The following is a 14,147-nucleotide window of genomic DNA, read 5'->3' on the forward strand; positions in this document are numbered from 1 at the left end:
AAAGGCGGTCAAATGGCCTTAGACGGGAAAGTACCCGTCTTCAATTCCGTGGAAGAAGCGCGAACTGAAACAAATGCGAATGTATCCATTATTTTCGTTCCGCCACCTTTCGCCGCTGAAGCGATAATTGAAGCATCCGATGCGGGTGTTGAATTGGTGGTTTGTATTACAGAGGGGGTTCCTGTACATGATATGGTGAAGGCCAAACGAATCATAGATCAGAATGGCACGCGATTGATTGGGCCTAACTGTCCCGGAATTATTACTGTGGATGAATGCAAACTAGGGATTATGCCCGGATTCATTTGTAAAAAAGGTAATATTGGTGTCCTCTCAAAATCAGGAACATTGACTTACGAAGCCATTGGCCAATTGGTAAATGTTGGATTGGGTCAATCCACAGCGTTGGGTATTGGCGGCGATCCTATCATCGGTACCTCCATGATTGATGCTCTAAAATTATTTGAAGCAGATCCTGAAACAAATGGTGTTGTCTTGATTGGTGAAATTGGTGGACAAATGGAAAATGAAGCCGCACGCTGGATCAAAGAAAATATGACCAAACCAGTAGTAGGTTTTATAGCCGGTCAAACGGCACCTCCCGGACGACGGATGGGTCATGCAGGTGCAATTGTCTCCGGTGGCGATGATACGGCTGAAGCGAAAATGAGAATTATGACTGAATGTGGGATTGCTGTCTGCGAATCGGTGGCAGAAATCGGTGATAAAATGAAAACAGCATTAAACAATAATTAAAAGCCACGAAAACACTAAGGCGCTAAGAAACCATTTATTAAATAAAAAAATCTTCGTGACTTTTTGTCTTAGTAGCAAACAATACAAAATATTATAGGAAATATATAAAATGAGTAACAAAACATATGCAATGATTAAACCGGATGCAATCCGGAATGGTCATATGGGCAAAATTCTCGATCGCGTCATTGACGCAGGATTTAAGATCCTCGGCGCCAAACTTATTCGCATGACAAAAGCTCAGGCTGAAGGATTTTATTCCGTGCATCGTGAGCGGCCTTTCTTTGAAGAATTGACAACATTTATGTCCTCCGGGAAAACCATGGTTCTTGCTTTAGAAAAAGAAAACGCAGTTGCCGCATGGCGTGAAACAATCGGAGCGACCAATCCCGCCGAAGCAGCTGAAGGTACAATTCGGAAAGATTTCGCAACCTCATTGGGTGAAAATGCTGTTCACGGTGCGGACAGTGATGAAAATGCCATCATTGAGATCGGTTTCTTTTTTACAAATAGTGAATTAATTAGCAATCAGTAACGGTTGCATGTTTCCCTCTCCTTCCACCAAATTCCATGATAGGCTTTCGCGCCTCGATTGAAATGATGAACAGAAAAATATATTTAACACTTCTTTTGATACTGCTGAGTTTTTCCGGTTGTACAAAGGAACACCCCACCGGAATCGTTGGAGAGACAATAACATTATCGGCTGAAATACCTGAAGAAAGCCAGAATCTTGATTTTATCTGGGAGCTGTCCAGTGTACCCAATAATAGTAACGTAAATAACGCAGCTATAGAAAAAGGTGAAACAAGTGCATCTGTATTTTATATTCCTGACGTACCTGGCCTTTACAGCGTTGAAGTTTCTGTTTTTCATTTTAATGATGAAATTAGTACCCAATCATTTACTTACGATATTATCGATCCTGAAAATATTGAAGTAGCTAATGATGTTATTAACGAAGAAGAAACTGAAGATGCAGTTTCTGAATTAATGGCCGAAAACGATGAACCTAAATGGTATGAGTCGGAAACAATTGCAGAAGTAATTGAAGAAGCCGAACAAACCATTCCTGAAGTAAAGACAGAAGTTGTTGACGCTATTGAAGAAGAAAAAGTTGCTGCTGTAATAAAGTCAGCCCCAGTGAAAAAAGCTGTGCCACCTCCCCCACCTCCGACTCCAAAAAGGAAAAAAATTAAAAAAGGCAGGGGTGCCTCCATTCCTTTTGATAAAGAAAGATTTACAATACAAGTTGGATCTAAAAAAGTACTGGAAGATGCAAAAAAAGTTGCTGCCACTTTAATCGATGCCGGATTCGATGCTTACATCCAAAAAGCTGTTTTCAAGGAAACCAATGAAATTTGGTATCGCATCCGTGTTGGCAGTTATGATAAACGCGAAACAGCCGTTGCTGTAGCAAAATCCTTATCGAGTACCCGTTCGGAACAAGCCTGGGTAGACAATGTTCGATATGAATATTAAACTCCAAAACTAAAACTAGGAATAATTATGGAACCTATGAACCTACATTTTGACGTGCGAGATATATTTCGCGCACCGCGTCTTGCTCTTAGCGGTAAAAAGATTTGGATCTTTCTTGTCGCCAACGTAATTGGGTATGTTGCTTATTTCATTCTTAATTATATTGCCCTTGCCCTCTCTGGACAACCCTTTGGTGAAACATGGGCTTCCCAAGGATTATATCCTTGCCTCTATGGGAACGATGCGCCTTGGTATGCATGGGTACTATTTTGGGGTGGTGTAATTGATTGGCTAATCGCTATTCATTTGGCCTGCACCGCTGTTGCAAGGGTAACCTACAAACAGTTAAAAGGAGATGAATTTTATTCCTCAGGCGACGCCTGGAGATTTGTGAAAAAACACTGGCATCCTGTCGTATTTACATCTATTTCAATGGCGCTGATCCTTGTTTTCTTTATTGGTATGGCTGCCTTATTTGCGTTGTTTGGAAAGATTCCATTTGTTGGTGAATTTCTATTTGCACTCCCGTACCTCCTTTATTTTTTCGGAGCTGTTTTCACCGTTTATACTTCGGTGGTATTTTTGGTATCATTCATCTACACACCAGCAATTGTAGGAACAATTGAAGAAGATACTATGGGTGCAGTATTCAACAGCTACTCTGTTACCTGGAGCCAACCATGGCGCGTAATCGCTTACCACGGTGTTTTGCTCCCATTAGCGGCTATCTCTGTTGGCGTTTTTAAATTAGTCATGCTTTATGGTTTTAAATTAGTTAATTTAGTTTTTGGACATGAGATGCTTATGGGGCAAAAGTTGACCAATATTGTAGGATCTGCTGCCAATGCGATCTGGCCTCAGGATTTATTTAATTCAATTGTCGCCGCCTGTTCAACTTCTGGATCTTGCTGTGGCACATGTTTAATTGGCAGTAATGCATTAGACGATTTCTATACATGCTTTATTCCCGCAGCCCCAGGCAGTTTATCAGGCACTGAATGTATTGCCGCCGTTATAGTGGGTATATTTATATTCCTGATTACCATGTCCTTTTTCTCATATTTCCTATCAATCCTTTCTGTCGGTGAAACAATTATGTTCACAATTTTCCGAAAAAAATCGGATGATGATAATATTCTTGAACGGAAAGATGAAGAAGAATTAGAAGACGAGGAAGATGAAGATGAAGATGAAGCCTTTGATCTTGATGGTAAGGAATCCGATTCAACTTCAGATGATGAGCCATCGACAGAAGATTAATCCTGTTCATATTTATCAATAAAATGCAATCCTGAAATAGCCTTGATAAGCGGTAAAAATAAGAAGTAAATTTCTAGGCTAAAATGAAGCTATTTAGGTCGGATTTAGAAAAACATATTTCCAACCAGCTTTTTGAAATCTCAGCAGACTCTATGGATCTGAATGATCTTCAGATAGCAGGTGGAAAATTGACATGCACACTTTCGGTGGAACATGCCGCTGGTGGGTATCGTATACACGGACCTTTGAAGGGGAAAGTCCTAGAAAAGTGTGACCGTTGTCTTACAAAGTTTGAAGAAGAACTCGAATCATTATTAGATGTAATTCTAACAGGTAATGATGAATTGATTAACAATGATAATGTTGATGTCATTCACTTTGCAGATACCGATGAGTTTATTGATCTAAACCCCATTATCCATGACCTCGTTTTATTGGCAGAACCCTTTCAAAGGATTTGTAATGAGTCATGTATGGGATTATGCCTCAACTGTGGAATTAATCTGAATGAGTCAACATGTAGTTGTAATTCAACAGAAGATAATTCACGTTGGGACGCATTAAAAAATTTGAAAAATTAAAATAATTTTGGAGTAATCATGGCATTACCTAAAGGAAGACAATCAAAAGCACGCAGCAGAAAACGCCGCACACATTATAAAGCGGCGGCTGTAAATACAGGCAACTGCGCCCAATGCAGCCAGCCTAAAATGCCTCACCGGGCATGCCCAAATTGCGGTTACTACCGTGGACGTCCAGTCCTTTCTACTTCGGAGTAATTGCACCCAATTACAATGAAAATCGCATTGGATGCCATGGGGGGAGACTTGGCCCCTCAGGCTACAGTCCAGGGTGCCTTGAGTGCCCTCCGTCAGACAAATAATGAGATTCATATCGTTCTTGTCGGTGACGAGGAACAGATCAAAGCTGAATTGGGAAATTCTATTCCCGATAATATTTCCATCTTTCCCACCACTGAAATTGTTACCATGCATGACAATGGTTCTAAAGTCATTAAATCCAAACCGGATTCATCTTTAGTCCAAGGAATAAAATTAGTCAAAGAGAATAAAGCCGATGCATTTATCAGTGCTGGGCACACTGGTGCTGTCATGGCAACCTCCCTTTTTCTATTGGGACGAATTCCCCATGTAAAAAGACCCTGCCTTGGTGCTTATTTAAAAACCCAAAAAGGTGGAAAGATTATTTGTGATGTTGGGGCAAATCCCGACGCAAAAGCGGAACAATTACTTCAATTTGGAATTATGGCATCCGTTTATCTTGACCATGTCGAAGGTATAAAAGATACAAAGGTTGGGTTGATAAATATAGGTGAAGAGCCCTCAAAGGGATCAGAATTATATTTGGAAGCATATAAATTATTAAAAAATGAATTGCCCAATTTTATCGGCAATGTAGAAGGCAGACACGTTTTTGATTGTGAAGCAAATGTATTAGTTTGTGATGGATTTGTTGGAAATACCCTAATCAAATTCGCAGAAGGATGGATGACCACTTTTTCGGACATGATTAAAGAAAAAATCAAAATTAAATTTAGTTATAAAATAGGCGCTGCATTAATAAAGCCTGCTTTAGAAGAAATACGTAATCAGTATGATTATGAGGAACATGGTGGTTCTCCCCTTCTTGGAGTCAATGGGATTTCTATTGTGAGTCATGGTAGTTCTACACCCAAAGCAATAATGAATTCTATTTTTGTCGCCCAAAAATCTATTAAGAATAATTTGATATCGGATATCTCCAAAGGAATTGATGAACATTTAGGAGTTATTAGTTGAAAGCAAAAATCACAACTACATCACGATATTTGCCAGAACGTGTTCTTTCCAACTTCGATCTTGAGAAAATGGTAGATACCTCTGATGAGTGGATCCGTTCACGTACAGGAATTGAGAAAAGACACTTAGTTGGTGAAGGTGAAGCAACGTCACATATGTGCACCCAAATTGCTAACTCATTATTGAAAAAATCAGGAAAAGCACCGGAGGAGATTGACCTAATTCTCGTAGCCACTAGTACCCCGGATTACCTTATTGTCTCTACGGCAGCGTTAGTTCAGGATAAAATTGGTGCAAAAAATGCATGGGGATACGATATAGTTGCCGCTTGCACAGGCTTTCTTTATGCTTTGGAAACCGGTGCAAAAATGGTTGAATCCGGTCAATATAAAAATGTTATCGTTATCGGTGCAGACACCATGAGTTCCATTATTGATTATACCGATCGTAATACTTGTGTTATCTTTGGTGATGGCGGTGGCGGAGTACTCCTTGAACCAACAGAAAAAAATGACGGTATCTTGGACTCAATTTTGCATACCGATGGAAGTGGAAGTAAATTTTTAACTGTTCCTGGTGGTGGAAGTCTTCATCCTGCTTCCAAAGATACAGTGGATAAAAAAATGCATTACGTTTACCAAGATGGAAAAATAGTATTCAAATTTGCTGTAAAGAATATGGCTAGCGTTAGTAAACAAATCCTCGATGACAATAGCCTATCTGGGGACGATATTAAACTGTTTATTCCCCACCAGGCAAATCGTCGAATCATTGATGCCGCGGCTAAAAGATGTGGGTTAAAAGAAGAACAAGTATTTGTCAATATAAACAGGTATGGTAATACAACTGCCGGGACAATTCCCATTGCATTGGATGAAGCTTGCGAATTGGGTCGTCTTGAGAATGGCGATCTTTTATTACTGGCCGCATTTGGTGGTGGGTTCACTTGGGGTTCCATGTTAATCCGTTGGGGGAATTAATAATGGGATTCGCATTTTTATGCCCGGGACAAGCTTCCCAAAAAGTGGGCATGGGTCAAGATTTATACCAAAACACCGAATTAGGTAAGCGATATTTTGATACGGCAAATGAAATCATGGGTATGGATATCCAGGATATTATTTTTAATGGACCGGAAAAAACTCTCAAACAAACACAATACACCCAACCTGCGATTTATATCGTCAGTGTGATAATCGGTAAATTATTGAAAGAAAAAGGCGCAACCCCCTCCTGTGCCGCAGGACATAGTTTAGGTGAATATTCCGCTTTAGCCCTAGCCAATTCATTTGATTTTTCTACGGGATTACAATTAGTCAAAGTTCGCGCTGAAGGAATGCAAAATGCGGGAAACCAAAATCCAGGGACAATGGCTGCTGTCATTGGCTTAGATGATAAAAAGGTTCATAATATTTGCCAGCAATATTCTAATGGTATTGTCGTGGCTGCTAATTTTAATGCGAAAGGGCAAGTTGTCATTTCCGGGGAGATTGATGCTGTTCATGCTGTAATGCCACTAATGAAAGAGGCTGGCGCAATGAAAGTCGTAGAACTTAATGTAAGCGGCGCTTTTCACTCACCATTAATGACATCCGCAAAAGATTTACTTTCTGAAAAATTATCATCCATCGAAATTCAAGATAGTGAAATTCCTGTTTATACAAATGTTTCGGCCACCCCAGTCTCTTGTGCAACCGAAATACGGCAATCGCTTATCGATCAACTTGAGAACCCTGTACAGTGGCATGAATCTATATCTCGAATGGTTCAGGATGGCATTACATCCGCAGTTGAGGTTGGGCCGGGACGCGTACTCCAGGGACTCTCCAGAAGAATTGACCGTTCATTAAATATGAATGGTGTGGAATCTTATGAACAAATCGTAAATTTCAGTCATGTTTAATCTATCAAAAAAGATTGCTGTCGTAACTGGTGCATCTCGTGGTATTGGAAAATCAATGGCAATTACCTATGCCAAGGCCGGTGCCCATGTGGTCTGTGTCAGTCGCACGCAAGATGCACTCAAAACTGTGGCCGACGCAATAAATGCTGATGGTGGATCCGCTTCAGTTTCTACTTGTGATGTATCCGATTTTAATGCTTTTCAAAATTTAATTAAAGCTACCACTGATACACATGGATCGGTGGATATTTTAGTGAATAATGCCGGTGTCACTAGAGACACGCTCATAATGCGTATGTCTGAAGATGACTGGAATACAGTTATCAATATAAACTTAAAAGGTGCCTTTAACGGTATAAAAGCAGTTGCGCGCACCATGATGAAACAAAGGTCAGGTCGCATTATAAATATTTCTTCTGTGGTTGGCCTTACAGGAAACCCAGGACAAGCAAATTATGCCGCATCAAAAGCTGGTTTAATTGGATTGTCCAAAGCTACAGCCAGAGAATTAGCATCCCGTGGTATTACAGTGAACTGTATCGCACCGGGATATATTGCAACAGATATGACTGATCAAATGACAGAACAGGCAAAAGATTTATTAAATACACAAATACCATTGGGACGAATTGGAAGTCCTGATGATATTGCCGCAACAGCCCTTTTCCTGGCTTCGGATGAAGCAGGATATATCACTGGGCAAACCTTCACGGTTGACGGCGGCATGGTCATGAATTAACTAAGGAGACTACAATGTCCACATTCGATAAAGTAAAAGAAGTCGTCATCGATAAACTCGGTGTTGAAGAAGATAAAATTGTACTTGCTGCATCTTTCGTAGATGATCTGGGTGCAGATTCATTGGATACTGTTGAATTGATTATGCAATTCGAAGAGGAATTCGGCATTGAAATCCCCGATGAAGATGCAGAAACAATGACTACAGTTCAATCTGCTGTTGATTACATAGAAGCAAATCAATAAGAATACCATAATCCTATGAATAAACGTCGCGTAGTTATCACGGGCTTAGGCGTCCTTGCCCCCAACGGAAATTCACTTCCTGAATATTGGAATGCGTTAATTGCAGGAAAAAGCGGTATAGGACCAATAACATATTTTGATCCGGAAAACCTGAGCGTCAAGATTGCCGGTGAACTTTCTAATTTTAATCCTGAAGACCATTTTGATCGGAAGGAAGTTCGAAAGATGGATCCATTTACGGTCTATGCTTTAGTGACAGCACAAGAAGCTATTTCCCAGGCAGGGTTGGATCAAGACGACGTTAATTTAGAACGGGTTGGTGTAATTTTAGGAACGGGCGTTGGGGGTATTCAAACATTAGAAGACCAACATGGTATTTATACTACGAGAGGTCAACGACGAGTCTCCCCCTATTTCGTGCCAAAAATGATCGCTAACATCGTTGCGGGCCAGATTGCCATTAAGCATGGATTCCAAGGACCGAACCATGTTGTAATATCAGCCTGCGCCTCAGGCACTGATAGTATTGGTACTGCTGCGCGAACCATCCAATATGGTGATGCAGATGTTGTTGTTACCGGTGGTAGTGAAGCCAGTATTACCGGATTAACAATTTCGGGTTTTGCCAATATTAAAGCATTATCCACTCGCAATGATGATCCGACCGCCGCCAGCCGTCCTTTTGATAATGATCGTGATGGATTCGTACTGGGTGAAGGATCTGCCAGTATCATCCTGGAAGAAGCGGAACATGCGAAAGCACGTGGCGCAACCATCCTAGCTGAACTAGCAGGCTATGGACCAACTGACGACGCCTTCCATATTACCCAACCGGCTGAAGGTGGCTTAGGTGCTATTCGTGCCATGAGAAATGCACTAAAAGATGCCAATCTTAATCTAGAAGATGTTGATTATATCAATGCCCACGGAACATCCACACCTTTTAATGATAAGAATGAGTCGGCCGCGATTATATCTTTATTTGGAGATCATGCCAAGAATTTAAAGGTAAGTTCAACCAAATCAATGACGGGCCATTCTTTGGGTGCCAGCGGTGCCCTTGAAGCTGTGGCTTGCGTCCAAGCGATTCAACATAGCATTCTTCCACCTACTATAAATTATTCAACACCGGACCCTGAATGCACATTGGATTACGTTCCAAATACCGCCCAGGAAGCAGAAGTGAATGTTACCTTGTCCAACTCATTTGGATTCGGCGGTCATAATGGCGTAATTGTCATCAAAAGGTGGAACGAATAGCGCGTGCCTCTATTTGATTTTTTCAAATTATTTAAATCTCATCCTCTTTCTAAATTAGAAAAATCCTGCCGTTACCGGTTTCGCAACCGGGCTTATCTTACCCAAGCCTTTAAACATCGTTCTATTTCCAGCGAACCACAAAATAACTATGAACGCCTTGAATTTTTAGGCGACGCTGTAATTGATATTGTGGTGAGCCGAGAACTCATGCGGGAATTCCCCGAAGGTGATGAAGGAATCCTGACCCAAAAACGGTCTGCTCTCGTTCAAAAATCTTTTTTAGCTACGATGGGACAATTATTGAATTTATTAGATTTTATTGATATTGAAACCACAGTTGATCTCACTCAGGAAAAAATCGCCGTAAAACAATCGGCAAATTTATTTGAAGCTTTGATCGGTGCTATCTTTTTGGATGGTGGAATAGAGCGCGCCAAAAAACTGATTTTAAATACAATATGGACCCATCGCCATGAAGCTTGGAAGTCAGTAAATCATAAGGGACAACTCATTGAGTTATGCCACATTAAACAGTTGGCGAACCCCAAATTTTTAGTATCCGATGTGTCTGGGCCTGATCATCAGAAATTATTTGAAGTGCATGTAAAAATTGGGTCAGATGTTTATCCCAGCGGAATCGGTACAAATAAGAAGGCTGCAGAACAACATGCGGCAGAATACGCCATGGAGGCGCTTCACCCTTAATTCTCTATTTTGTTAATTTTATCCCTGATTCGGGCAGCCATCTCATATTCTTCTTTATCAATGGCTTTTTTCAACTGAAGTTCTAACAAATCAATTTTGGGCTCTTGTTGGATATCATCTTCAACACTTTCCATATCATCCTCCCAAACGATTGCTTCTTCCATCACTTCTTCTGCTACTAGGATTGGGGCATGCATTCTGAGAGCCACTGCTAAAGCATCACTCGGACGTGAATCTATTTCTCGACTACCCAATTCCTTTCCCTGAATATCTAAAATAGAAAAGAATACACCATCTTCTAATTTTGTGATTTTAACTGAAGATAATTTGCCATCAATGCCCTTAACTAAATTAACAATAAGGTCATGGGTAAGCGGTCGAGGCGTTTCCATATATTCCATTGCCATTGCAATCGCCTGTGCTTCATAAGAGCCAACGAGAACCGGCAATCGCCTTTCACCGGACAGTTCTTTTAAAATAACCGCATAACTGCGGTTGGGATGGTAATACGATATTTTTTGAACTTTGACGGGAATCATTATGTATCCTTAATTGAAATTAACTTCCCGACCGTTAGGGTTCAACTTTTTTCCGCTAAAATTCCTTTTAAACGATCAATCTTTTTTACTGGTGTCGGATCGGTTCCATGTAAAATAGCACACCAATAACTCACCCAATCCCCAAAATGGATCATAAGCAAAATTCGTTCAACGATTGAGTTTCCTTCAACGGTAACAATTTCATGACTCCCCGCAAGATTCCCTATAATCTCTCGAGTGGATTTCTGACGAATGGCCGTCCTAGGATGGTCACTCAGATCGCTCAACCAAATAACAGAAATTCCGTTAATTAAATCTGGATTATTTTCCCAACCCACGATTTCATTATGATTCATTTCAGGTAATTCATTGTGATAGGCTAGCATTTTGGAATTTTCACTAAGCTGCCCTTTCCACCTTACAGCAATGGTTGCTGTTGCATCTGTCTCTGCATAAATGATTGGAATCGTGGTAAAGATTCGTTGGGCCAAACTATAGGTGGGATTTTCCATAGATTCAGAACCATAATTATCTCGATTGGCTGTAATCAAAGCGACCGCATTATTTAATTCATTAATTGTTTTGATACCAATTAATCCTATCTCTTTTAGTAAATACAACATGGGTACAAGGGAAATCGCAAGAGCAGCGCGGGGCTGCAACCCTGCGGGAATCGCTACCACATCCAGGTCGAGTTCATTCATTCGTTCAGTTAAAGTACCGCCAGTAGAAATGCCCACAATTTGAGCGCCCTTATCCCTCGCATGATCAAAAGCAGATAATGATTCTTCCGTATTACCTGAATAAGAAGAACATATAACAAGGGTATGGTTATCGACCCAATTGGGTAAGGAATAATTTCTGGAAACCAACATGGGAACATTCAACTCATTTTTGGCTAATAATCGGACAACATCGCCACCAATGGCGGAACCACCCATCCCTGCAACGACTACATTATGGATTTCAGAATATTGGTTTTTGAGTGAAATGGATTCACCTATTTTGGCTGCAATTAAGATATGATCAGAAAAATTATAAATTGATTCGTACATATTTTGAGGGTCAATTGATTGATATGTGGTCATTAAAATTTCCTGTTTAATATCATAGCCGTAAATTGGTTTAAGTGATCTCGATTCTCTTCAAGAACCATGGCAAGTCCTTCTTGAGCTTTCTCTATATAATGTTGAATTACTTTTTCTGCATCATCTTTTATTCTATTGGAATCGAAATAATATTTGTAGTCTGAGATCGCATTCTTTTCTTTTACAAAATTGCGCCATTCTTCAGGATTTTTTTCACGAGCTAAAATGGTCAAGGCTGTTTGTTTCCCCGCATGGATATCACTACCGAGACTTTTTCCCATGGATGAGGCATCACCATAGATTTCTAAAAAATCGTCTTGAATTTGAAAAGCGAGCCCAAGATTGAGTCCAAATTCAAATAAATGATGGGCTGTTTCTTTGGATGCATTACCCATCACAGCTCCCAATTCGGCACATAATCCTAAAAGTGAGCCTGTTTTTTTGCCTATCATTATTAAATAATGTCCCATTGAAATAGAAGAATCATGCTCAAATTCTTTATCCATCCCTTGGCCTTCGCACACTTTCATGGTTACTTCGTTAAATCTTTGATGAACGAAAGGCGGCAATCCGCTAAGCATGAGTTGAGCCAAAACAAAGATGCCATCTCCCGCAAGGATAGCAGTTGAATCATCCCACTTTTTATGGACTGTAAGTTGGCCATGTCGAATATCATCGCCATCCATAATATCATCGTGAACTAGTGTAAAATTATGAAGCAGTTCTAACGCCACGGCGGCCTTCATCAAATCTTCTGGATCGGCCTTAAAAGCTTGGCCTGCTAAATGGACTAATATGGGGCGAAGTCTTTTGCCTTTACCATTTAATACGTATTTGAGCGGATCATAAAGATATGCTGGTGAATGGTCCAGTGGTATTTTTTGAAGGGCAGTTTCAATCTCACCTTTTAAAAATTGGATATGATTGGGAAAGGCTTTAGTGTCCTGCATCGAGGGTAAGTGTACCAATCTCATTTAGTTTGGTCATAACGATGGATTCAATCTCTTCCATCCTTTCAGGCGTATTTGCTTCAAAACGACAGACGATAACTGGTTGTGTGTTCGAAGACCGAACTAAACCCCATCCATCACCAAATTTGATCCGAACGCCATCCACTGTACTGCAATCATAATTTTCAGTAAAATAAGCCACTGCTTCATCCGCGATTCGGAATTTCTCTTCATCTGATTCAGCTGCTAAACGAATTTCAGGGGTGGAATAATATGTGGGAAGTTCAGCTTTCAATTCGGATAGTTTTTTATCGGTTCGGGACAATGTTTGGACAATGCGTGCTGCCACGTATATGGCATCATCAAATCCAAAGAAATCATCGGCAAAAAAGATATGTCCGCTCATTTCACCACCCAATTTGCAATTGAGTTCAGCCATCCTTTGTTTAATGAGAGAATGCCCCGTTTTCCACATGACAGGTTTCCCGCCATACTTGATAATCATATCTTCCAAAGCTTGTGAGCATTTCACATCAAAAAGAATCTCATCTCCTTCTTCTAATACTTCTGGAAGGAAAAGAGCCATTAATTGGTCCGCCCATATTATATCACCCGTTTCATCTACAACGCCTACGCGATCTGCGTCACCATCAAAAGCTATGCCAATATCGTAATTGCCTGTTTTCATCAGTTTGACTAAATCAGCCAGATTTTCAGCTACGGTTGGATCGGGATGATGGTTTGGAAAAGTCCCATCTACATCACAGTATAATTCTGTCAATTCTACATTTAGATTTTTAAAAATATCGGGGCCGCAAATCGCACCGGCGGCATTCCCACAATCCATGGCAACCTTGATGGTTTTTTGAATATTAATCTTAGAAGCAATCATCCGTTTATATTTGGTGAGAATATCAAAAGCCGCTTCCGAACCTTCACCTGTCTCGTAATCTGCTTTTTCAATAATTTCTCGAATATCCTGAATAGAATTGCCAAAAACGGCCTTTTTATTTCTGGACATTTTGAAACCGTTAAATTCAGGTGGATTATGACTTCCTGTAATTTGAACAGCGCCGGCAACATCTAACTTGAACATGGAATAATAGTTCGCCGGTGTTGGTAGAATGCCGATATTGATCACATCCACACCAGTAGAAAGTACACCCTTTTTAAACTGTTCAATTAAACTGGGAGTAGTTAACCGAACATCACCGCTGAGGGCAATTTCTTGTCCGCCGCCGCGCTGAATAAAAGTGCCAAAACCTTTACCTAAGCTTTCCACAACATCAGGAGGAAAGTCATCTGAAACTTTGCCACGAATGTCATATTCACGAAATATATATTTATTGAGATTCATCGAGTCCTTTCAAGAGAAAATGTATACCTAAAAATTAAAGAAAATATATCAAGTCTTAAACCAA

The 14,147-nt window shown here is 40.4% G+C and carries 17 protein-coding genes; 13 read left to right on the forward strand and 4 right to left on the reverse strand.

Features of this window, described 5'->3' with window-relative positions:
- The 13 genes from sucD to rnc all read left to right on the forward strand — a co-directional run.
- A partial coding sequence (gene sucD, locus HN459_06840; GenBank protein MBT3479166.1) for a succinate--CoA ligase subunit alpha occupies nucleotides 1-756 on the forward strand: 756 nt, incomplete at its 5' end.
- Between the two features lie 109 nt (nucleotides 757-865).
- A complete protein-coding gene (ndk, locus tag HN459_06845) occupies nucleotides 866-1,291 on the forward strand; it encodes a nucleoside-diphosphate kinase (GenBank protein MBT3479167.1) in 426 nt (141 codons plus the stop codon).
- A gap of 35 nt (nucleotides 1,292-1,326) precedes the next feature.
- Nucleotides 1,327-2,238, forward strand: a complete 912-nt coding sequence (locus HN459_06850) for an SPOR domain-containing protein (protein ID MBT3479168.1) — start codon at nucleotides 1,327-1,329, stop codon at nucleotides 2,236-2,238.
- A gap of 27 nt (nucleotides 2,239-2,265) precedes the next feature.
- The gene (locus HN459_06855) at nucleotides 2,266-3,498 is read left to right on the forward strand and encodes a hypothetical protein (protein MBT3479169.1); all 1,233 of its coding nucleotides are present in this window, start codon (nucleotides 2,266-2,268) and stop codon (nucleotides 3,496-3,498) included.
- A gap of 83 nt (nucleotides 3,499-3,581) precedes the next feature.
- On the forward strand, nucleotides 3,582-4,079 hold the full coding sequence (locus tag HN459_06860; GenBank protein ID MBT3479170.1) for a DUF177 domain-containing protein: 498 nt from the start codon (nucleotides 3,582-3,584) through the stop codon (nucleotides 4,077-4,079).
- A gap of 18 nt (nucleotides 4,080-4,097) precedes the next feature.
- Nucleotides 4,098-4,277, forward strand: coding sequence for a 50S ribosomal protein L32 (gene rpmF / locus HN459_06865; GenBank protein ID MBT3479171.1), 180 nt, complete (start codon nucleotides 4,098-4,100; stop codon nucleotides 4,275-4,277).
- Nucleotides 4,278-4,292: 15 nt separating this feature from the next.
- Nucleotides 4,293-5,297 carry a phosphate acyltransferase PlsX gene (plsX, locus tag HN459_06870; protein ID MBT3479172.1) on the forward strand — a complete coding sequence of 335 codons (1,005 nt, stop codon included), beginning with the start codon at nucleotides 4,293-4,295 and terminating at the stop codon, nucleotides 5,295-5,297.
- The gene (locus HN459_06875) at nucleotides 5,294-6,277 is read left to right on the forward strand and encodes a ketoacyl-ACP synthase III (GenBank protein ID MBT3479173.1); all 984 of its coding nucleotides are present in this window, start codon (nucleotides 5,294-5,296) and stop codon (nucleotides 6,275-6,277) included. The genes plsX and HN459_06875 overlap by 4 nt, the downstream gene beginning before the upstream one ends.
- Nucleotides 6,278-6,279: 2 nt before the next feature.
- Entirely contained in the window at nucleotides 6,280-7,200 is a 921-nt protein-coding gene (gene fabD, locus HN459_06880) for an ACP S-malonyltransferase (GenBank protein MBT3479174.1), read from the forward strand.
- Nucleotides 7,193-7,939, forward strand: coding sequence for a 3-oxoacyl-[acyl-carrier-protein] reductase (gene fabG, locus HN459_06885; GenBank protein ID MBT3479175.1), 747 nt, complete (start codon nucleotides 7,193-7,195; stop codon nucleotides 7,937-7,939). Before fabD ends, fabG begins: the two co-directional genes overlap by 8 nt.
- Before the next feature lie 14 nt (nucleotides 7,940-7,953).
- Nucleotides 7,954-8,184 (forward strand): acyl carrier protein, encoded by a 231-nt coding sequence (locus HN459_06890; protein ID MBT3479176.1) that lies wholly within the window; start codon nucleotides 7,954-7,956, stop codon nucleotides 8,182-8,184.
- Nucleotides 8,185-8,199: 15 nt separating this feature from the next.
- On the forward strand, nucleotides 8,200-9,444 hold the full coding sequence (fabF, locus tag HN459_06895) for a beta-ketoacyl-ACP synthase II (protein ID MBT3479177.1): 1,245 nt from the start codon (nucleotides 8,200-8,202) through the stop codon (nucleotides 9,442-9,444).
- 3 nt (nucleotides 9,445-9,447) lie between these two features.
- Nucleotides 9,448-10,149, forward strand: a complete 702-nt coding sequence (gene rnc, locus HN459_06900) for a ribonuclease III (protein MBT3479178.1) — start codon at nucleotides 9,448-9,450, stop codon at nucleotides 10,147-10,149.
- Here rnc and HN459_06905 read toward each other — a convergent pair.
- From HN459_06905 to HN459_06920, 4 genes are read right to left on the reverse strand one after another with little or no spacing between them, the layout of a single operon-like run.
- Entirely contained in the window at nucleotides 10,146-10,688 is a 543-nt protein-coding gene (locus HN459_06905) for a bifunctional nuclease family protein (protein MBT3479179.1), read from the reverse strand. The two genes, rnc and HN459_06905, sit on opposite strands and share 4 nt — an antisense overlap.
- Before the next feature lie 41 nt (nucleotides 10,689-10,729).
- Entirely contained in the window at nucleotides 10,730-11,776 is a 1,047-nt protein-coding gene (locus tag HN459_06910) for a bifunctional phosphoglucose/phosphomannose isomerase (protein MBT3479180.1), read from the reverse strand.
- The gene (locus HN459_06915) at nucleotides 11,776-12,726 is read right to left on the reverse strand and encodes a polyprenyl synthetase family protein (protein ID MBT3479181.1); all 951 of its coding nucleotides are present in this window, start codon (nucleotides 12,724-12,726) and stop codon (nucleotides 11,776-11,778) included. The genes HN459_06910 and HN459_06915 overlap by 1 nt, the downstream gene beginning before the upstream one ends.
- A complete protein-coding gene (locus HN459_06920; GenBank protein MBT3479182.1) occupies nucleotides 12,713-14,083 on the reverse strand; it encodes a phosphomannomutase/phosphoglucomutase in 1,371 nt (456 codons plus the stop codon). Before HN459_06920 ends, HN459_06915 begins: the two co-directional genes overlap by 14 nt.
- Between the last annotated feature and the right edge of the window lie 64 nt (nucleotides 14,084-14,147).

Source organism: Candidatus Neomarinimicrobiota bacterium, assembly GCA_018647265.1.
GTDB lineage: Bacteria > Fidelibacterota > Marinisomatia > Marinisomatales > TCS55 > TCS55.